The organism is Leisingera sp. ABM4_060, from assembly GCF_056158765.1.
Genome location: NZ_JBSWTX010000001.1, coordinates 3,548,539 through 3,568,436, shown reverse-complemented (window position 1 = coordinate 3,568,436; position 19,898 = coordinate 3,548,539). Strand labels below are relative to the sequence as shown.

The window sequence follows — 19,898 nt, the reverse complement described above, 5'->3', positions numbered from 1 at the left end:
GCAGTGCACCTGTTAAAATTTTTCCTATTCCGCGCAAATTAAGCCCAATTGCCGAACACTCAAGGCACGCAGCGGCCATTGTCCCCGAATGAGATGCAATCCAGTCTCACCCGGCTGCAGCCGGACACCTTCCCACCCAGCCTGGCAGAGGGATCCAAAGGTAAATTCGGCAGGCTGCCGGGCGATCAGCCGATCAGCTCGCCAGCCAGCGAATTGGCGCCGGAGGACACGATCCGCACCCGGGCCAGCTCGCCCGCCGCGCGGTTGCAATCGGCCACATGCACAGCGTGCAGGTAATCGGATTTACCGACCATTTGGCCCGGCAGACGGCCCGCCTTTTCAAACAGGACACCAACCTCGCGGCCAACCATGCTGTCCTGCACTTCACGCTGTTGCTTGACCAGCAGAGCCTGAAGGCGCTGCAGACGGTCGTCAGCTGCCGCCGGATCGACCTGAGCACGCTCCGCCGCCGGGGTTCCGGGGCGGGTCGAATACTTGAAGGAATAGGCCGTACCGTATTTCACCTCTTCCACCAGATCCATGGTGGCCTGGAAATCCTCTTCGGTCTCTTCCGGGAAGCCGACGATGAAGTCGCCCGAGATCAGGATGTCGGGGCGCGCCGCGCGAATGCGCTCAATCAGGCGGATATAGCTTTCGGCGGTGTGCGAGCGATTCATCCGCTTGAGGATCTTGTCGGAACCCGCCTGCACCGGCAGGTGCAGATAAGGCATCAGCTTGGCGCAGGTGCCATGGGCCTCGATCAGATCGTCTTGCATGTCGTTAGGATGCGAGGTGGTGAAGCGGATGCGCTCCAGCCCGTCGATTTTATCCAGTTCCCAGATCAGCTGCGCCAGGGTCAGATCGCCGTTTGGTCCTGCTCCGTGGTAGGCGTTCACGTTCTGGCCCAGCAGGGTGATTTCACGCACGCCGCGCTCCACCAGGTCCTGGGCTTCACGCAGAATGCGGTCTGCCGGGCGGGAGACTTCGGCACCGCGGGTATAAGGCACCACGCAGAAGGCGCAGAACTTGTCGCAGCCTTCCTGCACGGTCAAAAACGCGGTTGGGCCGCGCTTGGCCTTGGGGCGGTTTTTGAGCTTTTCGAATTTGTCTTCTTCGGGGAAATCGGTGTCGAGCACCTTCTCCCCTTCCCGCGCCTTGGCCTCCATCTCGGGCAGGCGGTGATAGCTTTGCGGGCCGACCACCAGGTCGACCAGCGGCTGGCGGCGCATGATCTCTTCGCCCTCGGCCTGGGCGACGCAACCCGCCACACCGATTTTCAGGTCCGGCTTTTCGGCCTTCAGCCCCTTGAAGCGGCCCAGTTCAGAGTAAACCTTCTCTGCCGCTTTTTCCCGGATGTGGCAGGTGTTCAGCAGGATCATGTCGGCGTCATCGGCCGATTTGGTCTCCACATACCCTTCACCGCCCAGCGCCTCCGCCATGCGTTCGCTGTCGTAGACATTCATCTGACAGCCATAGGTCTTGATAAACAGCTTCTTGGGCGCGGTCATGCGGATCAGCCTTCCAGCCAGGGTTGGTAAACAGCGGCCTGCCATACAGGCAAATGCCGCCGCTTGCAATGAGGCCGCAATTACCCGATTTTGAGCCCAAAGGCCAGAAAGGCAGAGGCAGACGGGCATGATGTATTCTTCGCTGGAGGATTTTCTGAAGCAGGGCAAGGCGCTGCTGGCCAAGGGGCCAGTAGCGCTGGTCTTCATTGAGGACGAAGTAGAGATCGCCACCACCCTGCGCCACCATTTGCAAAGCGGCTTCAAGGCAGTGGTGGCACTGATGCCGGATGCCTTCGACCTGCCGCAGGATGTACGTGCCAAGGTCCACCGGGTGCCGTTTGACTGCGGACCGCTGGATGCGGTGACCAAAGCCGTCAACGCAGTGATTGCGGCAGCGCAACCCGGGTGCTGGCTATACTACTGCTACAATGCAGAATACCTGTTCTACCCGTTCTGCGAGACCCGCAGTGTCGGTGAAATGCTGGCCTTCCACACTGAGGAGCGGCGGGACGCGATGCTCAGCTATGTGATCGATCTTTATGCAGGCGATTTGGAGGCCAGCCCGACCGCGGTATCTCTGGAGGCCGCCTATCTCGACAAGTCCGGTTACTACGCCCAGTCGCGCAAGGATCCCGAAACCGGCCACCCGCGCGAGCGGCAGCTGGATTTCTTTGGCGGCGTTCGCTGGCGGTTCGAGGAGCACATCCCCGCAGCCAGCCGCAAAATCGACCGGATTTCGCTGTTCAAGGCCAATCCGGGGCTGGAGCTGCAGCCGGATCACACCTTCAATGACCAGGAATACAATACCTATGCCTGCCCCTGGCACCACAACCTGACCGCTGCAGTCTGCTCCTTCCGCACCGCCAAGGCGCTGAAGCGCAACCCGGGCTCGACCTTCGATATCGAGACCTTCCGCTGGCACAACTCGGCGCCGTTCGAATGGCACTCCCGCCAGCTGCTGGACCTGGGGCTGATGGAGCCCGGCCAATGGTTCTGACCTGACGGGCGGCAGATTTGCCGGCCGGCATGCGGGTACCGGGTTAAGGTTGCGCGCCCTTCACTCTCTTCCCAGCCGGGCCCTGCACCGGGCCAGGTGAAAGGCGCGCTGATAAGCCATTCAACCGAACCTGCCATCAGCAGGAGCCCGGCTGGCCGGACTGCCTATACCCGCATCAGACCCCGCTCTTTCAAGTGGTACCCGGAGGGAGCAATCTGTGCGCGGAACTCCGGGTCGTGGCTCACCAGCAGGATCGCCTGATCAAGCCCTTTCAGGATCTCAGTCAGCCGCGCGTAATTGTCCGGGTCCAGCGCGTTGGTCGGCTCATCCAGGATGAGCACTTCCGGCTCCATTGCCAGCACCGTGGCCAGCGTCACCAGCCGCTTCTCACCGCCTGACAGCTTGTGGGTGACCCGGTCGCGCAGATGCAGCAGCCCCAGGCGGGCGAGCACATCGTCAACGATCGCGAGCGCTTCCTGTTTCGACTTGCCCAGGTTCAGCGGGCCAAAGGCTACATCCTCGGCCACGGTCGGGCAGAACAGCTGGTCGTCGGCGTCCTGGAACACAAAGCCCACGCGGCGGCGCATATCGTGGAAATCCGCCTCGGTCCGGCAGGGCCTGCCAAAGGCGGAGACGGTGCCGCTCATGGGGACAATCAGCCCCATGATGATTTTCAGCAGCGTCGACTTGCCGGCGCCGTTTGGGCCGACAATCGACAGCCGCTCGCCGGCGCCGAGCTGCATCGAAGCACCTTGCAGCACGGGCTCAAGCCCGGGGTAGGCAAAGTGGATGTCGTTCAGTTCAAGAAGCGGCATAGGCGGCCTCGGCCCAGATCAGGGCAGCAAGTGCGCAGGACAGCGCCAGGGCAAACAGCAGGTCGGCGCGGCGCAGGCGGAAGTCTTCCAGCAGGATGATGCGGCCGGAAAAGCCCCGGCATTTCATCGCGGCCAGGATGCGTTCGGAGCGTTCGATGGCGCGCACCAGCATCATGCCCACCAGGTAGCCATAGCTGCGGTAGGTGTGCCAGTTGGTGCCGGGGCGGAAGCCGCGCAGTTTCATCGAGGTGCGCAAGCGTTGATATTCCTCGCGCAGGACGTCGATGTAGCGGATGGTAAACATCATCAGATGCACCAGCCGCGCAGGGGTTTTCAGGGCAAACAGCGCATGCCCCATGGTGACCGGTTCCATCGACCCGACCAGTGTCATCACCGTCAGAATGACCGCATTGGCGGTCAGGGCAATTTCGGCCGCGCGCCGCAGGCCTTCCCAGCTCGCCTCAAGCCCCCAGATGGAAAACATCGGGGTGCCGGGAATGGTGAAGGGCAGCATCACCAGCATGAAGATGATGAAACTGTCCATCATCGCCATCCGCTTCAGCGTCTTCCGGGGCGGCAGGCCGGAGAAGGCCAGCAGCCACAGCGACAGGCCAAGCGCCGCTGCCAGCACCAGAAGGTTGCTGAGAGAGACAACCACCACCGCGTAGACGGCGGCCATCACGATGCGCGCCCTGGGGTCGAGCCTTGCGACCTTCGCGCGGAAGCCGCCAAACCCGCTGAGCGGCGCGTCGCTGCCTGTCAGCACATAGGTCATGCGCTGGCGCCGATTTTGCGCCGTGCGGCAATGTAGAAGCCCAGGCCGAACAGGCCGAAGATATAGCCGATACCGCCCAGAACGGACTGGAAGTCTGTCTTGTTTTTGAACGCGGTCAGCTCCTGACGCAGCGGCCGCAGCTCGGTGCGCAGCATCCGGGCCAGTTCGGCGCGGGATTGGTCGGAGAGGCCGGCAGCCCCCGCCGGAGCCGCGTCTGGGCTGGCTGCGGTCTCGATTGGGCTTTCGCCCATGATCTCAGCGACTTCCGCAGCTTCCATCGTGATCTCCGCGACGTGACCCGCGCCCAGATCGCCGCGGAAGACATGCGTTACCGGCGATGCCGGGGTGAACAAAAAGAAGCCTTCGGCATCGGTCCTGGTTTCGCCCAGCTTCGCTCCCCCCTCGTCAAAGACTTCGATCAGCAGGTCCGCGGCCATATCGCCATTGGAGAACCCCACCTCGCCCTCGATGTCCGAACCGGACGGGAACACCGAGGAGATCACATTGTGCGCCAGGGCCGGCAGCGGTGCCAGCAGCGCCAGGATCAGAACGCAGACGCGGATCATGCCAGGCTTCCTTTCGTGTCGATGAACAACTCGGGCTTCACCCGGCGGGCCAGGAAGATGGCGGCGCCGGACAGCAGCGCTTCGATCACCATCACCGGGATGTGGGAGAAAAACACCAGTTTGGCGGCCAGGATAAATTCGTCGCCGGACAGCATCAGCGACACCGCCACGGCAAGCGTTGTCAGAGCAATCGCCAGCCCGCCGCCGATGCCGCCCCAGACCGCCCCTTGCAGCGGCGAGCCGCGCGCCAGCAGCGGCCGGAACATCAGCCCCACGAGAACCGCAGGCAAGGCAATGTTCACTGCGTTCACGCCCAGGACGGTCAGCCCGCCAAAACCAAAGAACACCGCTTGCAGCAACAACCCGACAAACAGCGCCGGGAAGGCGGCCCACCCCAGCACCAGCCCGGCCAGCCCGTTCAGGATCAGGTGAACCGAACTGGGCCCGATCGGGACATGGATCAGCGAGGCCACAAAGAAACTGGCGGATAGCACCCCCGCCGCCGGAATACGCTCCAGCGGCAGGCTGCGCAGACCCATGGCAATACCGCCGACGGCGGCAACCGCGCCGCCGATCACAACCGGGTTAGACAGTGCGCCGTCTACGATATGCATCGGTCTGCTTTCACTTCAGCTCTTCAGCGTGGATCCACAGCACCGCATCCTGGCTGAGTTCCTTGCCGTCGTGCTCGGTCGCCGGACCGGAACCCAGAGCTGCAAAGCCCCAGTAGCCGGCTTTCGGAATGCCAAAGGAGAACACGCCGTTCTGGTCGGCGATGGCCACAATCGCACCGCCCGGCATCTCACCCACGGTCGGGCTGGTGGTGGAGAACTTCTCGAGATCCGGCTCGGCGGCCATGAATTCGATTTCAATCTCGGCACCCGGAACCGGCTTGCCGTCGGCCAGAACCTGGCCCGAGAAGGTGGAGCCCACGATGACGTTGTAGGGCTTGTTCAGCGGCAGGATTTCGGTGGCCAGGCCAACCGGCTGATCCCAGTCGGTGGGCAGTGTGTTGCGGTTCAGCACAACCTTGGCGATCTGCTGGATGTAGATGTCCTCGCTTTCCTCGTAATAAGGCGCAGGCACAGTCACCACCACATAATCGCCCGAGCGTTTCACCGGCACCGAGGCCTTGTAAGCTGAGGCTTCGTTCTCGACGCCCTTGAAGGTGGCGGGCTCCAGGCGGTCCGCCAGGTCGGTCTTTTCGCCCTTGTGGATCATGAAGAATTCTTCGGGCTTGCCCATGTCCATCGCATGGCCGTTCGCCATCGGGTGCCAGAACACCAGCCCCATCGGCACGTCGCCGGGCTTCTCGATCAGCGCGTTTTCGGTGTAGTTCAGCTGGAAATGCGCCGATGCGGTAACCGGCAGGGAAACGGCCAGGGCTGCGGCCAGGTAGTTCAGTTTCATTTCGTCCTCATTCGACGACGCAGGCACACCTGCAATCAGGAATGAACAACGGGGAGTAGCGGCACGGAATTGTCGAAACAACGCCCGGGCCAGACGCGCACCCCGGCGTCCGGTGGATAAGAGTTGAGCCCCCGCAAGCGGAGCCTCGGTCCTCGTGTCCGGCAGGTCTCCTGACTCGCGGGTCCTGGTTCGGCTGGCCTTCCCGGGAGACTTCCCAGTGGCATGTTCAGCGTCACTCACCGCTCACAGTTGCGGGGGCAGTCACGGATTTGGTCCCTTTTGGGTACGCCTCACCGTGTTCCCTATTTCTTCCGCTGCGCATTGAAACACTCGCGGAACCGGTCACTTTGGCTGAATGGCAAAACGGAATATGCGAGTCAAGCGTCTCGTCCATTGCCCGCTTGCCGTTGAACGCTTGAGGACTTGATCCCGGCTCCCGGCTAGGGGGACGGGTTTGCACAAAAGAAGCCGCGCGTCACGGAACTGAAAAGGCCTGCACCGAACTGTTGCGCCACAAGCTGCGCGGGAGGCCCGGAAATTACGGCGAAGCCTTCTGGTTAAGCCTGACGGGAGGAGCCGGCAGGCCATCCCGCCACAGTTCCGTTCTTGCCCGCGCTTCTAAAACGCTTCCAACTCTTAAACGGTCTTACTGCGGGAAGCGCCCTTTGAGGTGGTAGCAGGCTGGATTGCCGCGGTATCCTCCCTGTTCTCCTCCAGGCCGTATGATCAGCGCTCCCGGAAGGCGCGCCCGATCGGTTCGGTAATGGGAGAAACCACGTAGTCAAGAACGGTTCGCTCGCCAGTCCGGATCGCCGCGTTGACTTCCATGCCGGCAGTCAGCCGGCGGCTCAAGGAAACTTCTGAGGTATTTTCATCCGCAAAAGAAATCCGGACCTCGAAGTACGCCTCTTTGCGGTCATTGAGGCGCGAGTTTGGTGAGATTTCGAACACCTCGCCTGCCTGGACCCCGTACTGCCTGGAATCAAAGGTCGTCGACTTTAATTCAACCGGGTCGCCCACTGCCACGTGGCCGATGTCCTCCGGCCGGATTTCGACCTCGGCGATCAGGCGGTCCTGAGTAGGCAGAATCTCGGCAATCGGCTCACCCGGGGCAACAACCTCGCCAGGCCCGGTGAAATGCAGCTTTTGAACAATCCCCGGCACCGTTGCCAGAATTGTCAGCCGCTGCTGCCGTGCAGCATTGTCTGCCAGGGCTTGGGCAACCAATGCCAGCGCCTCCTCCTCGGCCTCCAGTTCCGACAGCAGGCTGTCCTTGATCCCCGCTACAAACTCCTGTTCCTGGCGGCGGGCCTCATGCAGGCTGCGCTCGCCATCTGCCAGCGCGGCGAAGGCGCGCAAGCGATCGCCTTCTATTTCCAGCGTCTGCGCGCGCAGACGGCTCAGCGCAGTGGTGCTGAGCAGCCCCTTGCGGTGCAGGGTGCTTGCGGCGGCTTGCTCAATTGCAAAGGTCTCTTCCCGGCGGCGTGCGTTGTCGAGGATTTGCTTACGGATTTCCAGCGCCCGCTCCAGTTCCTGAACCCTGGCCTGATGGCGGACACGGCTGGCCTCAAACGCATCGAGCTGCACCAGCAGCCTGTGCCCAGGTTCCAATTGGCCACGGGCTGCATTAGCGGATAAGGTTCCGCTGATCACCGCCACCACTGCCTGCAAGCGGGCCGTGGCCCGTTTCAAGGCGGTTTCCCGCAGGGACAGCTGCCCCTGTTCTTCTGTCAGCAAGCGGGCAGAAAGGCGGGCAACCGGAGCCCCTGCCTCCAGGAAATCTCCCTCGCGTACAAGGATTTCGGCCAGAACTCCGCCATCGGGATGCTCTACCGGACGGGCGTTCGACGAAGGCACGATGCGCCCCTTGGCATAAGTCATTTCAGGCAGTTCCGCATGCCAGGCCCAAACCGCCGCCGCGGCCAGCGCAGCCATCAATATCCGCGCCACCCGGCGGGCTGTGCCGGTAACCGGGGTGTGGATGACATTGAGCCCCCGCTTCTTCGCTTCATCCAAGCTTGGGGTCCAAAAGGCCGTTGACCGCTGTTCCATCTCGCGTTCTCCTTACCGCTCACCACTGGCATGAGGGCCAAACAAGTAGGCCGAAACCTTTTCCCGCCCCTTGCGGCCCTTACCGTTCAGCACTGTCCGCCCATGCTGCAAAACCGAGAACCTGTCGCCCAGCGCCAGATCCTCAGGCCGGTTCGATACCAGCAGCGTGGCGCTGCCCGCCCGCCGCCGGGCAATCGCGGCGCGGATCAGGCTGGCGTGACCGGGGGCCAGCCCCTCGCAGGGCTGGTCGAAAATGCGGACCGGGCCGGGATGCAGCAGCGCCCGCGCCGCGGACAGGCCCTGCAGCAATTCATGCGGCAGGCGGCTGCAGGCCTCGACTGTCAGGCGGGTATCCATGCCCTCGTGCAAGGCGGCGATTTCGCTGCGCACCCCTGTTTCCTCAAGGACGTCCAGAACTTGCCGCTGTGAAACCCCGGGCAGCGCCAGTTCGAAATTCTGCCAGATGGTGCCATAGACAAAGGCCGGCTGCTGCTGGGCAAAGGCAATGGCCCGGCGCAAATCATCGACCGGGATCTGCCGCTGGTCGGTGCCATCGAACAAAACCCGCCCCGCAACAAGCTGATGCAGCCCGGCGAGGGTTTCTGCCAGCAGGGTCTTTCCGGACATGTTTGCACCCGACAATACCGTTATTTCATCCGGCTGCAGCACCAGGCCTGCCCCGGTCAGGACCAGATCACTGCCGTCAGGCAGCCGCAGCGCTGCCTGCTCTACAACCACCGGCGCTGCAACAGGCGGCGCGGTCCTGGGTGCCGCGTCGCGGCGCAGTTCCTCCGGCTGAGCCAGCACCCGGTCGATGTCCCGCAGGCTTTGGCGGACCGCCAGCGCTTGTCCGGCTGCCCGGGCCAGCGACTGAACCGGTGACAGAAACCGCCAGATCACTACCAGCAGGGCGACGAAGCCGCCAATGGTGAGCTCCCCTTGAATTGCCATCCTGGATGCCAGCAGCCCGCCCGCAACACCCGCCAGCAGGATGAGAAGCTGAGAGGCATGGGCCGAAAGTTCAATCAGGTATTGCTGCCGCATGGACGCGTTCAGGACATTGCCGAGCACGGATTGGAACCGCCGCTGCCAAGGGGCAGCACAATTCAATCGCCGCAGATGCCATCGCTGCGCAGTAACCGTCTCGCAAAGCTGGCGCCATTCCCGCGCGGCATCGTTGGCCCGCACCTCCTGGCGGCGCAGATGCGGAGCGAAGGCCGCCAGGAAAACAACCTGCGCACCCGCCGCAGCCAGCGCCGCGAAACCAACCGGAGGCGCAATGTAAAACAGCAGTGCGCCAAAGATCAAAACAAAGGGCGCATCCAGGCCAACTTGCATCAGTGGCCCCACCAGCGCATCTCTGACCGTTTCGAACTGCTTGAGCCGGGCCCGCTGCTGCTGCGTGGTTGACTGCTGCTGTGCGGCATCCGGCAGCGCCATCAGCTTTTCCAGCAGCGCAAGGCTCAGCCGGTGCTCCAGTTGCGCGGCCAGGCTGACCAGCGTGCGGCTGCGGAGCCGGCGGGCCGCCAATTCGGTTGCCAGCCCAAGGAACAGGCCGGCGGTCAGCACCGCAATGACCCCCGGCACGCCCGCCGGAATCGCACGGTTGTAGACCAGCACCACAAAGACCGGTGTCAGCAGGCCGGCAAAGTTGATGGCGGAAGAGGCAAACAGAAGGGGCCAGACATGGTCCTGCACACCTTTCAGCAACGCAGCGGTGCTTTGCGCGGCAGGCCTGCGGCTTGCGGCAGCAGATGGCAGCACCGATAGCCGGGCTTCCTCTGGACTGGCCGCCGCAGCGTCAGTCTCATCAGGATGGCCGAAGAACCGGAAACTTCCGTCCGGAGATATGAGCAAGCCTATTCCAGGATCGTCAGGGCCGGCTGGCGCGGTGCCCTTGCCGCGCGAAAACGGCACCCGAAGCGCAATCAGCGCATCGCACAGGTCCCAGCCATCATAACGGTCCCGCGCGTGCGGCAGGGCCGCCCGCACCTGCGCCTCGCTGGCCTCCCAGCCGCCCAGATGCAGCAAGGACGCCAGCAGTGCCGCGGCGCGGGCCGGTTCCGCCCCGTCACGGCGGTCCCTTGCCCAATCCAGCAATGCAATGTTGGGCAGGAAGGTCTCTGTGCCGGGCCTTCGGCCCATTCCGCTGCTGATGCTGTTCATGCCTGAATGCCCCTCTGCTGTTTCATGCCGCTCCACTGGAACCGGCTTTACCGGGCTCCAGCCGGACGACGATATCGGCAGCATCGAGAACCGCCTGTGTCGGACGGCTTAGTACGCAGGTCGTCTTGCCGCGCAGAGACAGCAACATGTTTTCGAGCGCGCGGGCGCCACTGGGATCCAGATCCGCAAATGGATCCTCCAGCAACAGCACAGCGGGCTGCGCTGCAAAAGCCCGTGCCAGCGACAAGCGCCGGAAGAAACCCGGGCTGCCAACACCCTGGCCGTCGCGCGCTACCCGGCTGTGGACCCCGTCCTGGAGCAACGCCAGCTGGCTGCTGATTCCCAGCATTTCAGCCGCGGACTGCAACGCCTCAGTATTTCCTTCCGGATTGAACGCCGTGAGGTTTTCCAGAATGTCGCCATCCGTGACCACCGGCTGCCGGGGTTCGAACACCAGCCCTGGCGGTGCCGCAGAGGCATGCGGGTCCGCATAGCCGGCACCTTCCAGCAGCACTGTCCCCTTGTCTGCACGGGTTTCGCCAGCAAGAATCGCAGGAACACGCCGCTGCGGCAATCGATCCCGCCTTCGACGGCAACCAGCTGGCCTGGCGCTGCTGCAAAACTGATGTCCTGAAACCAATCCCCCATTTGACAGGGGCGGCTGAGCGTCAAGCCCTTCACGATGAGCCCACCCGTGGCGGCCGTCCGGTAAGATCCCTCTGCGGCAACCTTCACCCCAGCAACTTCTGCCAGCCCATTGGCCCGCGCGGTGGCATCATCCTTGACGGCGCTGAGGAACGTCAGCTGGATCACCGGCTGCACCGCGCGCCCGGTCAGCAGCATGCAGGCCGCCAGTTCTGCCACCGGCAATTTGCCTTGGATGGACAGCCAGCCGCCCAATGCACATGTCAGGACAGTCGCGATCTGGGAGCCAGCGCTTACCGCAGCCTGCCCGCTGCTGCTCAGGCGGATGATCTTTTCGCTGGCGGCCGAGGCGCTGGCATGCAGCAGCTCATACCGGCGCAGCATTTGGTGCTCCAAGCCAAGCAGCTTGATCAGCCGCGCGCGCCGCAGGATTTCCTGCAGGAACGACAGCCGCCGCTTGTCGTACTCCCGTTGCAGCAGTGATGCTTTGCGGTAGGGACGCCGGAGCAAGGCAACCGTCAGCAGCAACCCGGCAATAACCGCAATCGGCGCGGCAACCAGCCAACCGCCCAAGGCCAGGATCACCAAAAGGAAAATTACAGAAAACATGAGGTCAACGGAAACCTTGACGAATTGTTCCCGAACCGCGTGACGCAACCCAAGCACCCCCATCAGGCGGTCGACTGTGGCTTCCTGCCCCAGTTGCTCCAATGCCTCTGGCGACCCTTCGAGCAGCGCATCCGACAAGGCTTTCCCCGCCTGTTCGCCTTCCGCGCATGCCGCTTCCAGCACGTAGCGTGCCCGCGCGGCCTTCAGGATAAAATCGATCAGCAGGACGGCAATCAGAACCAGGAATATTCCAAACAAAGTGCTGTAGGATGCATTTGGTATGACCCGGCCGAACACAAGCAGCATGCTTATTGGAAGCGCAAGCGTGAACAGATTGATCACGATTGCCGAGAGGACTGAATCCGCATCAAGACTTTTCATGCCTGCCCAAAGGGCGGCAGCATCTGGCGGGCGTATCCCCATCATCGTTACCTTAACACTAAAAAACTACTATAGATTGAGTATCCGGCAACTCCCCTTTACCACCGGTAAAAACACGCCTCAGAATGGTGACAATTTTACAGTAAGTGACTCATCTAATTAATCGCCTCCTGCGTGCATAAATGGTATTAATAAATTGAAAAGTTCTGGCTGACGGCTCCTTGCCGCCCCTCGCCAGAATTTAGTGTTTTGCGTTTTGTGGCAGTGTTTGCCAGGGAGGCCGTATTGGCTGAAGAAAATCCGTTCGGCGCTGGGAGCGCCGGAATGATCGGTGGTGGGCCGGTTGAAAACCGCGTCGAAGAAATGGAGCGCGAACTGCGCGTAAAAACTGCCAACACCGCACCGAAATTCGGTGAAGGGGATGGCACGGGCGACGGTGAACGGCAGTCGCTCTTGCATCGTGGCACCATGGATTATCCCGGAATGGAACGGGCCGGGCGCGATGACTGGGAAATTCTTCCGAAGGAAGATGAGATTGCTATTGACCAATCCGCACCCCAGCCGCCCAAAACCAGCCAATTGAAAGACTTGCAAAGCACGCCACCTGAGCAGAAGAGTGTATCGCCCATCTTTTCCGAAGAACCCAGGGAAGACACCGGTGGCCTCTTGGAATTGCCGGTAGCATCAGCCGAAGCGGACTCTTCCGCTAATTTGCCCAGAGAAATAGAAACGCAGTACCGGCCAGCGCCGAATTTGGATTCAGCCGGCAGCCGGCCGCTCTCAGAGCCGAACACGGTGTCCCCGGACCCGACCGACCCTGGTCCGGTGGACCCGGTGCCGACCGACCCGGACCCGGTGGACCCAACGCCGACCGACCCGGACCCGGTGGACCCAACGCCGACCGACCCGGACCCGGTGGACCCGGTGCCGACTGACCCGGACCCGGTGGACCCAACGCCGACCGACCCGGACCCGGTGGACCCAACGCCGACCGACCCGGACCCGGTGGACCCGGTGCCGACTGACCCGGACCCGGTGGACCCAACGCCGACCGATCCGGACCCGGTGGACCCAACGCCGACCGACCCGGACCCGGTGGACCCAACGCCGACCGACCCGGACCCGGTGGACCCAACGCCGACCGACCCGGACCCAGAGGAACCCAAAGTCAATAGCGCTCCCGATGAGCCAGCCTTGGACAACGCCGTGGTCGCCGAGAATGCCGCGGGTGCCGCCATCGGCAGCCTCTCCGCCAGCGATCCCGACGGCGACACCCTCTCCTACAGCGTCGATGACGCCCGCTTCGAGGTCGTTGGCACCACCCTCAAGCTGAAGGACGGCATCAGCCTCGACCATGAGGCCGAGCCCACGGTGGACGTCACCATCACCGCAACCGACCCCGGCGGCCTCGCCAGCAGCAGCAGCTTCACGATCACCGTCAGCGATGTGAACGAGGCGCCGGACGCCCCGGCGCTCTCCGCAACCCTGGTGGCCGAGAATGCCGCGGGCGCCGCCATCGGCAGCCTCTCCGCCAGCGATCCCGACGGCGACACCCTCTCCTACAGCGTCGATGACGCCCGCTTCGAGGTCGTTGGCACCACCCTCAAGCTGAAGGACGGCATCAGCCTCGACCATGAGGCCGAGCCCACGGTGGACGTCACCATCACCGCAACCGACCCCGGCGGCCTCGCCAGCAGCAGCAGCTTCACGATCACCGTCAGCGATGTGAACGAGGCGCCGGATGCCCCGGCGCTCTCCGCAACCCTGGTGGCCGAGAATGCCGCGGGTGCCGCCATCGGCAGCCTCTCCGCCAGCGATCCCGACGGCGACACCCTCTCCTACAGCGTCGATGACGCCCGCTTCGAGGTCGTTGGCACCACCCTCAAGCTGAAGGACGGCATCAGCCTCGACCATGAGGCCGAGCCCACGGTGGACGTCACCATCACCGCAACCGACCCCGGCGGCCTCGCCAGCAGCAGCAGCTTCACGATCACCGTCAGCGATGTGAACGAGGCGCCGGATGCCCCGGCGCTCTCCGCAACCCTGGTGGCCGAGAATGCCGCGGGTGCCGCCATCGGCAGCCTCTCCGCCAGCGATCCCGACGGCGACACCCTCTCCTACAGCGTCGATGACGCCCGCTTCGAGGTCGTTGGCACCACCCTCAAGCTGAAGGACGGCATCAGCCTCGACCATGAGGCCGAGCCCACGGTGGACGTCACCATCACCGCAACCGACCCCGGCGGCCTCGCCAGCAGCAGCAGCTTCACGATCACCGTCAGCGATGTGAACGAGGCGCCGGATGCCCCGGCGCTCTCCGCAACCCTGGTGGCCGAGAATGCCGCGGGCGCCGCCATCGGCAGCCTCTCCGCCAGCGATCCAGACGGCGACACCCTCTCCTACAGCGTCGATGACGCCCGCTTCGAGGTCGTTGGCACCACCCTCAAGCTGAAGGACGGCATCAGCCTCGACCATGAGGCCGAGCCCACGGTGGACGTCACCATCACCGCAACCGACCCCGGCGGCCTCGCCAGCAGCAGCAGCTTCACGATCACCGTCAGCGATGTGAACGAGGCGCCGGACGCCCCGGCGCTCTCCGCAACCCTGGTGGCCGAGAATGCCGCGGGCGCCGCCATCGGCAGCCTCTCCGCCAGCGATCCCGACGGCGACACCCTCTCCTACAGCGTCGATGACGCCCGCTTCGAGGTCGTTGGCACCACCCTCAAGCTGAAGGACGGCATCAGCCTCGACCATGAGGCCGAGCCCACGGTGGACGTCACCATCACCGCAACCGACCCCGGCGGCCTCGCCAGCAGCAGCAGCTTCACGATCACCGTCAGCGATGTGAACGAGGCGCCGGATGCCCCGGCGCTCTCCGCAACCCTGGTGGCCGAGAATGCCGCGGGTGCCGCCATCGGCAGCCTCTCCGCCAGCGATCCCGACGGCGACACCCTCTCCTACAGCGTCGATGACGCCCGCTTCGAGGTCGTTGGCACCACCCTCAAGCTGAAGGACGGCATCAGGCTCGACCATGAGGCCGAGCCCACGGTGGACGTCACCATCACCGCAACCGACCCCGGCGGCCTCGCCAGCAGCAGCAGCTTCACGATCACCGTCAGCGATGTCCCGGTTCCTCCTGCGACGGTAACGGTCAGCACGGGTTTTCATGTGGAACAGATCGCAGTTGCCGATGGGGTTCTTGGCCTCCTGGGGGTCGACTACACCAGCGCGCCAGTGGATGATTTCTACACTTCGACCATCGACTTCCCAAGCACCCCTTTCTCTTTCTTTGATGCAGCGTCAGCCGATGTCTTTGCAACCCGTGTCACCGGGCGCATCGAAGTGGAAGACCCGGGCAATTATGAATTCCGCCTGACAAGCGGAGATACCGTTGTCATGTGGATTGACGGGGATCCTGTGGTGATCAATGCGGTCGAAGGTCTGGCAACCGTGCAGCTCGGAAATTCCAACATGAATGCAGGCGAGCATGAAATCGTCATCCACCATCTCGATCTCAACGGGGATGCAGAAATGACTCTGGAATGGCGCGGCCCGGGAGAAACGGATTTCAGCCTGGTCACGCCTAGCACACTCGGCACGATCGAAGATGACGATGACGATGACGCAGGCTTCATTGTCGATATCGACACTGGAACCAGCACTCTTTTGGGGGTCAAGCTGACAGATGTGCCTGACAACTGGCTGATCAGTTCGCAGGACAATGCAGGTGTCGCGGCCGATGGAGAACTGGATGTCACTGGCTGGGACCTGTCGCAGCTGACGATCGCGCCGGCTTCCGGCGACCTGGGTACTGCAACAATCAATATTGAGACGACCCTGCAAGCAACGGATGGGGAAATTGAAACATCCACTAGCAGCTTCGACGTGACTGTCGTTCCGGAAAACGGCATCGTGCTTGATCTCGATCTTGGGCTGGGCGGCCTTCTGGCGCCACCGCTGCCCGATTTGGGGCTTCTGGCACAAGCCGCTATCCCGAACGGTGCTGCCGTAGGCCCTGCGGCCGAAGACCTTGTTGAAATGGCACCCCAACCTCCCGGCTCGCTCTTCAATCCAGGTGTCGATCTGGGGGTTCTATAGTAGTCTCGAAAGACTAAAAGTTATTCGACGCAGGTGTGCAATGCCGACGGGCTTCGAATGGCACTCTTCCCCTCCGTGCGGTATGTGGCCAGCCGCTTGCAGCGCTGCGGTGCCGCAAGCCTGAAATCAGGTTTCGTAACCAGTTGATGACGGTTACTGCGGGTTCGAGCCAGACCGCGAAGCTCTTGTAGCGCCGCCCGGCACTGACCTGCCCCCCGCTGGTCCCTCGCTCATGACGAGAGTCTGGGGGTTTGTACTCTGAGCCCCAACGTTGGACCGCCAGATGCTTGATTTTTCCGGCTCTGTCACGATGACGGGCTGGTGACGCCATCGGGCTAATGCATGGCGATCGGTAGGTTGTATCCAATCGCACTGTGAGGTCTGTCCTCGTCATAGTGTCTACGCCAATCCTCCAGCTTTTCGCGGGCGTCTGCAAGGTTCATGAACCAATGGGCGTTCAGGCATTCCGCTCTGAGCTTGCTGTTAAATGCTTCGATGAAGCCATTGTCCGTGGGTTTTCCGGACTGTGAGAATTCGAGGGCAACGTCGTTGGTGTAGACCCAGAGGTCGAGGTCCCGCGAGATGAACTCGCTGCCGTTATCGACTCTGATTGTCTTGGGGTATCGATCCGGCCGATCCGAGGCTGACGGCATGAATGAGATCTGGGCATTCCCTGCCCGGCAGGCGATGCTGCGCATCGCCGAGAGGGGACTTCATGCCGGGCCGCTTGTTCGACGAAAAGCCATTCCGGATTTTAACCATTGCGGACTGCTATACGAGAGAGGCTCTCGCGACGGCTGCGGGAACAAACTTCCGAGCCTGCCAGGTCATTGATGAATTGGATCGGTTAGCCCGGATCCGAGGCAAGCCACGAAGCATTCGAGTCGACAACGGCCCTGAGTTCGCCGGTCGGTTACTGGACCAGCGGGCCTAATGGTTGATCTGCGTGTACTCTGGATGTGCGGGCACGCAATGATGGCATTCACGAAAGTCCTCGACCGCCAGTTTCCAGTTCCCGGGCATTTCGTAGCGCGCATGCGCAGCAATTTGTGCCTGGGCCGGGTCATTTGCCGCAATCAGCGGATCGAGCCTTTCCATCAGCACATCAAAAACCGCGATTCCGGGATCGTCGATGGCCGAGAGATTGATGAAAATCAGCCCGTGCCATAAGCGCATTTGGCAAGGGGGCAGCCCATTTGCGGCCTTGTCATAGTCGTCCGGCATTCCGCGAGCCTGCCGCAATGTACCGTAGGTCTGATAGACCCAGGCATGGTACGGGCAAGTCAGCAGCTTGGCATTTCCCCGCGGTGACAGGCAAACCCGGCTGCCTCTGTGCCGGCAGACGTTGAAAAAGGCGCGCAGCGCACCGTCATAACCGCGGATGACGATGATAGACTCGCCAAAAATTTCGTAGAGAAAGTAGTCGCCCTTCTCCGGGATGCTCTCAGCATGCCCGGCGAAGAGCCACTGCTTTGCCAGCACTCTTTCGCGGTCCAAGGCGAAAACTTCCGGATCAGTGTAAAACACTTGCGGAAGAGTACGGCCATGGCGATGCGCTTGAAGTGCGGATGCAATTTCGCGCGGCAGCTCTTCCTTGGCAGAGGAACCCGGAACTTGCGCCGGATGTTCAATACCCTCTGTCACAGCCCTGTGCTTGGAGGAGCATCGGACAGAAAATTCAGATACTGGCTGACGTAGTCCATTCCCACCAGCTCGGCAAAACCATCCATAATGCGCTTGGTGACAGGGCCTGGCACACCGCCTTCGTAACGGTGCCCGTTCAGCGAAGCCACCGGGCAAGCGCAAAGGCTGGTGGAAGTAAAGAACGCCTCCTGCGCGTCCAGAGCGGCGTTAAGCGGCAGGTCCTGCTCGCGCAAGGGAATGTCCAGTTCACAACAAAGATCAATCACCACCTGCCGGCTGACACCTGCCAGAACATACTCCGTCGTGGGCGTCAGAACCACGCCGTCGCGGACCACAAAGAAATTGCAGCCCGCACCTTCGGCGATATTGCCGTTGTGATCGGGCATGAGCGCCCACGCCCCCGGAAACTCCGCAGACACCTCTTTCTGCGCCAGGATCATGTTGAGATAGTTGTTGGTCTTGGCATTGGGATTGATGGCGCGGGGCGCAATCCTGCAGCGCCCGGTCATCCTGGCATCGATGCCGTTTACGAAGAACGGCGCCCTCGCCCGCAACGGGATCGGGATGCAGTCGATAATGACCGTGGCCCCGGAGTTTTGCGGAGGTTCCCCGTCAAAGTTCTGCAGCCCGCCGGTGACGCGAAGCGTGACCCAGTAGTCTTCACCGGGACGCAGCACAGGCAGGTTTGCCTGGACCAGGCTTTCCGTCGCATCAATCATTTCCTGGCGCGGCATGCCCGGATCGATCCTGGCGTAGGAAAGGCTCTCGATCAGCCGGTCGATGTGCTCTTCCAGCTTGAAGAGCTTTCCGCCAAAGGTTCTGATCGTATCAAAAACGCTGTCTCCGTAAACGAGCCCGAGATCTCTGATGGATACGGATGCTTCACTCTCCGGAACAAGCGCCCCGTTCACATAGGCAAACCGGCCTGCCATCTCGAACCCTCCCACTATTTTGATAGAAATGCAGCAATCTGGCGGCCGCGTGTCATGCTTGTTTGCGACATTCTCAGGGATTGCCGGTCAAGCAGCCGCTACGGATCGAAAATTGGCATCGGCGGAAAACGGTCCGTCATGCAATGCGGAGTTTTTCAACGGAATAGCCCCACTCCTGCCATTCCTCTTGTAAGACGGTTCTGCGATGCAGCTTCGCCGGAACGGCCATTTGCTGCAACCGCGTGATCGAAAGGTTACCAAGGATGGCTCTGGGGGCGAGTTTTCCCTTAGAAAATTGATAGCCAATGCCCATTTTGATGAAGGCATGGCCGTCAAAACAGTGGGGGTAGCCGGCAGGATTCCCCAATCTCATTGTTACGCTTGGTCACTGGGTCAACTAGGATTTCCGGATCAAGTTCTCCTTAAGCTTTTGAAATGACGGGTCGCTGCTTTGTCTCTCGCTATAAACGAGATAGTATCCAAAGCCCGGGCGGCTGACCGGGGGACCGATACACACCAGTTTACCGGATGCGATCAGATCGTCCTCGATCCCGATCGTGCCAATGCTGATACCTTCGCCGGCACAGACCATGTCGAGCATCGTCGGGTAGCTTTGCACGACGCGCAACGCTTGCCTGCCAGGGTACTCCCCACCAGTCAGAGTCAGAAAGCGCTCCCAATCCATCCAGCCAATGCCGTTGGGGTCGCCATGATCCAGCATGAGCCCGGGGTCGAGTGATCGCAGCGGATCCATCGGATCGAGTTGGGGGTTGTCCTTCAAGAAAGATGGGGCTGCAATGATCCGGCATTGCTCGTCAAACAAATGATCCGCGCAGTTCTCTCCGAAATCGCCATGTCCAAATCTTATGGAGAAGTCGACTCCGGTCTCATCGAAAATCCGATAGTCGTCAGAGGTGACAAGGTTGATATTCTTACCAGATGCCGCCCGCATTCCGCTAATGCGCGGCATGACCCATAGATGGGCAACACCGAAGGAAGCACCGACGACAAATTCGTCTTTGTTGGCAGGCAGGATGCCGCGCACCCCCAATTCCAGCCTGTCAAATGCAGCCGTCGCAAGATCAGACAGCCTTTGACCTTCCCGGGTCAGTTCAACCTTGCTGCCATGACGAATAAACAGCGGGGTTCCGATCCAGCTTTCCACGTTGGCGATATGCCGGGTGACGGCAGGCTGCGCGACCGAGAGTTCCTGTGCAGCAGCGGTGAAATTACAGTGCCGCGCGGCCGCCTCAAAGGCCAGGAGCGCGTTGAGAGGGGGAAGCTTGCGGCGCATGATCGCGCT

At 62.1% G+C, this 19,898-nt stretch carries 17 protein-coding genes, 2 pseudogenes and 1 riboswitch; of the genes and pseudogenes, 3 read left to right on the top strand and 16 right to left on the bottom strand.

Going from position 1 to position 19,898, the window contains the following annotated elements; translation table 11 throughout:
- Positions 1-185: 185 nt before the first annotated feature.
- Positions 186-1,508: a tRNA (N6-isopentenyl adenosine(37)-C2)-methylthiotransferase MiaB gene (gene miaB, locus ACXAEH_RS17245; protein ID WP_475034501.1), complete on the bottom strand. Its 1,323-nt coding sequence runs from the start codon at positions 1,506-1,508 to the stop codon at positions 186-188.
- 127 nt (positions 1,509-1,635) lie between these two features.
- Here miaB and ACXAEH_RS17240 point away from each other — a divergent pair, with 127 nt between their 5' ends.
- Complete coding sequence (locus ACXAEH_RS17240; protein ID WP_475034500.1) at positions 1,636-2,505, top strand: glycosyltransferase family protein; 870 nt, start codon at positions 1,636-1,638, stop codon at positions 2,503-2,505.
- A gap of 164 nt (positions 2,506-2,669) precedes the next feature.
- On the opposite strand, the gene ACXAEH_RS17235 is transcribed toward ACXAEH_RS17240, so the two are convergent.
- The 10 genes from ACXAEH_RS17235 to ACXAEH_RS17190 form a co-directional block, all read right to left on the bottom strand.
- Complete coding sequence (locus tag ACXAEH_RS17235) at positions 2,670-3,320, bottom strand: energy-coupling factor ABC transporter ATP-binding protein (RefSeq protein ID WP_475034498.1); 651 nt, start codon at positions 3,318-3,320, stop codon at positions 2,670-2,672.
- Entirely contained in the window at positions 3,307-4,095 is a 789-nt protein-coding gene (gene cbiQ, locus ACXAEH_RS17230; RefSeq protein ID WP_475034497.1) for a cobalt ECF transporter T component CbiQ, read from the bottom strand. Before cbiQ ends, ACXAEH_RS17235 begins: the two co-directional genes overlap by 14 nt.
- On the bottom strand, positions 4,092-4,661 hold the full coding sequence (locus ACXAEH_RS17225) for a cobalt ABC transporter permease (protein WP_475034495.1): 570 nt from the start codon (positions 4,659-4,661) through the stop codon (positions 4,092-4,094). Before ACXAEH_RS17225 ends, cbiQ begins: the two co-directional genes overlap by 4 nt.
- Positions 4,658-5,275 (bottom strand): cobalt transporter CbiM, encoded by a 618-nt coding sequence (cbiM, locus tag ACXAEH_RS17220; RefSeq protein WP_475034494.1) that lies wholly within the window; start codon positions 5,273-5,275, stop codon positions 4,658-4,660. The genes ACXAEH_RS17225 and cbiM overlap by 4 nt, the downstream gene beginning before the upstream one ends.
- Before the next feature lie 10 nt (positions 5,276-5,285).
- A complete protein-coding gene (locus tag ACXAEH_RS17215) occupies positions 5,286-6,071 on the bottom strand; it encodes a DUF4198 domain-containing protein (RefSeq protein WP_475034492.1) in 786 nt (261 codons plus the stop codon).
- A 143-nt stretch (positions 6,072-6,214) separates the two neighbouring features.
- A riboswitch (cobalamin riboswitch) is annotated at positions 6,215-6,429 on the bottom strand.
- A gap of 368 nt (positions 6,430-6,797) precedes the next feature.
- Positions 6,798-8,123 (bottom strand): HlyD family type I secretion periplasmic adaptor subunit, encoded by a 1,326-nt coding sequence (locus ACXAEH_RS17210; RefSeq protein ID WP_475034491.1) that lies wholly within the window; start codon positions 8,121-8,123, stop codon positions 6,798-6,800.
- A 12-nt stretch (positions 8,124-8,135) separates the two neighbouring features.
- Complete coding sequence (locus ACXAEH_RS17205) at positions 8,136-10,289, bottom strand: ABC transporter transmembrane domain-containing protein (protein WP_475034489.1); 2,154 nt, start codon at positions 10,287-10,289, stop codon at positions 8,136-8,138.
- A gap of 22 nt (positions 10,290-10,311) precedes the next feature.
- The gene (locus ACXAEH_RS17200; RefSeq protein ID WP_475034488.1) at positions 10,312-10,638 is read right to left on the bottom strand and encodes a hypothetical protein; all 327 of its coding nucleotides are present in this window, start codon (positions 10,636-10,638) and stop codon (positions 10,312-10,314) included.
- On the bottom strand, positions 10,581-11,924 hold the full coding sequence (locus ACXAEH_RS17195; protein ID WP_475034487.1) for an ABC transporter transmembrane domain-containing protein: 1,344 nt from the start codon (positions 11,922-11,924) through the stop codon (positions 10,581-10,583). Before ACXAEH_RS17195 ends, ACXAEH_RS17200 begins: the two co-directional genes overlap by 58 nt.
- Positions 11,925-12,083: 159 nt before the next feature.
- Positions 12,084-12,518 (bottom strand): hypothetical protein, encoded by a 435-nt coding sequence (locus ACXAEH_RS17190; protein ID WP_475034485.1) that lies wholly within the window; start codon positions 12,516-12,518, stop codon positions 12,084-12,086.
- 201 nt (positions 12,519-12,719) lie between these two features.
- Here ACXAEH_RS17190 and ACXAEH_RS17185 point away from each other — a divergent pair, with 201 nt between their 5' ends.
- Positions 12,720-16,019, top strand: coding sequence for a PA14 domain-containing protein (locus ACXAEH_RS17185; RefSeq protein WP_475034483.1), 3,300 nt, complete (start codon positions 12,720-12,722; stop codon positions 16,017-16,019).
- Between the two features lie 335 nt (positions 16,020-16,354).
- On the opposite strand, the pseudogene ACXAEH_RS17180 reads toward ACXAEH_RS17185, so the two are convergent.
- Positions 16,355-16,642: pseudogene (locus ACXAEH_RS17180) on the bottom strand (integrase core domain-containing protein); the annotation flags it as partial.
- Here ACXAEH_RS17180 and ACXAEH_RS17175 point away from each other — a divergent pair.
- A pseudogene (locus ACXAEH_RS17175) lies at positions 16,641-16,950 on the top strand (integrase catalytic domain-containing protein); the annotation flags it as partial. The pseudogenes ACXAEH_RS17180 and ACXAEH_RS17175 overlap by 2 nt on opposite strands.
- Here ACXAEH_RS17175 and ACXAEH_RS17170 read toward each other — a convergent pair.
- The 4 genes from ACXAEH_RS17170 to ACXAEH_RS17155 form a co-directional block, all read right to left on the bottom strand.
- Positions 16,950-17,663 carry an aromatic ring-hydroxylating oxygenase subunit alpha gene (locus tag ACXAEH_RS17170; RefSeq protein WP_475034481.1) on the bottom strand — a complete coding sequence of 238 codons (714 nt, stop codon included), beginning with the start codon at positions 17,661-17,663 and terminating at the stop codon, positions 16,950-16,952. The pseudogene ACXAEH_RS17175 and the gene ACXAEH_RS17170 overlap by 1 nt on opposite strands.
- The gene (locus ACXAEH_RS17165) at positions 17,660-18,595 is read right to left on the bottom strand and encodes an aminotransferase class IV (protein WP_475034479.1); all 936 of its coding nucleotides are present in this window, start codon (positions 18,593-18,595) and stop codon (positions 17,660-17,662) included. The genes ACXAEH_RS17170 and ACXAEH_RS17165 overlap by 4 nt, the downstream gene beginning before the upstream one ends.
- A gap of 136 nt (positions 18,596-18,731) precedes the next feature.
- Positions 18,732-18,968, bottom strand: a complete 237-nt coding sequence (locus tag ACXAEH_RS17160) for a hypothetical protein (RefSeq protein ID WP_475034477.1) — start codon at positions 18,966-18,968, stop codon at positions 18,732-18,734.
- A gap of 24 nt (positions 18,969-18,992) precedes the next feature.
- Positions 18,993-19,889 carry a LysR family transcriptional regulator gene (locus ACXAEH_RS17155; RefSeq protein ID WP_475034475.1) on the bottom strand — a complete coding sequence of 299 codons (897 nt, stop codon included), beginning with the start codon at positions 19,887-19,889 and terminating at the stop codon, positions 18,993-18,995.
- Positions 19,890-19,898: the final 9 nt, after the last annotated feature.

Bases quoted from the DNA above. Each gene is read 5' to 3' on its own strand.
- miaB (WP_475034501.1), bottom strand. From the start codon at position 1,508: ATGACCGCGCCCAAGAAGCTGTTTATCAAGACCTATGGCTGTCAGATG.
- ACXAEH_RS17240 (WP_475034500.1), top strand. From the start codon at position 1,636: ATGATGTATTCTTCGCTGGAGGATTTTCTGAAGCAGGGCAAGGCGCTG.
- ACXAEH_RS17235 (WP_475034498.1), bottom strand. From the start codon at position 3,320: ATGCCGCTTCTTGAACTGAACGACATCCACTTTGCCTACCCCGGGCTT.
- cbiQ (WP_475034497.1), bottom strand. From the start codon at position 4,095: ATGACCTATGTGCTGACAGGCAGCGACGCGCCGCTCAGCGGGTTTGGC.
- ACXAEH_RS17225 (WP_475034495.1), bottom strand. From the start codon at position 4,661: ATGATCCGCGTCTGCGTTCTGATCCTGGCGCTGCTGGCACCGCTGCCG.
- cbiM (WP_475034494.1), bottom strand. From the start codon at position 5,275: ATGCATATCGTAGACGGCGCACTGTCTAACCCGGTTGTGATCGGCGGC.
- ACXAEH_RS17215 (WP_475034492.1), bottom strand. From the start codon at position 6,071: ATGAAACTGAACTACCTGGCCGCAGCCCTGGCCGTTTCCCTGCCGGTT.
- ACXAEH_RS17210 (WP_475034491.1), bottom strand. From the start codon at position 8,123: ATGGAACAGCGGTCAACGGCCTTTTGGACCCCAAGCTTGGATGAAGCG.
- ACXAEH_RS17205 (WP_475034489.1), bottom strand. From the start codon at position 10,289: ATGAACAGCATCAGCAGCGGAATGGGCCGAAGGCCCGGCACAGAGACC.
- ACXAEH_RS17200 (WP_475034488.1), bottom strand. From the start codon at position 10,638: ATGCTGGGAATCAGCAGCCAGCTGGCGTTGCTCCAGGACGGGGTCCAC.
- ACXAEH_RS17195 (WP_475034487.1), bottom strand. From the start codon at position 11,924: ATGAAAAGTCTTGATGCGGATTCAGTCCTCTCGGCAATCGTGATCAAT.
- ACXAEH_RS17165 (WP_475034479.1), bottom strand. From the start codon at position 18,595: ATGGCAGGCCGGTTTGCCTATGTGAACGGGGCGCTTGTTCCGGAGAGT.
- ACXAEH_RS17160 (WP_475034477.1), bottom strand. From the start codon at position 18,968: ATGAGATTGGGGAATCCTGCCGGCTACCCCCACTGTTTTGACGGCCAT.
- ACXAEH_RS17155 (WP_475034475.1), bottom strand. From the start codon at position 19,889: ATGCGCCGCAAGCTTCCCCCTCTCAACGCGCTCCTGGCCTTTGAGGCG.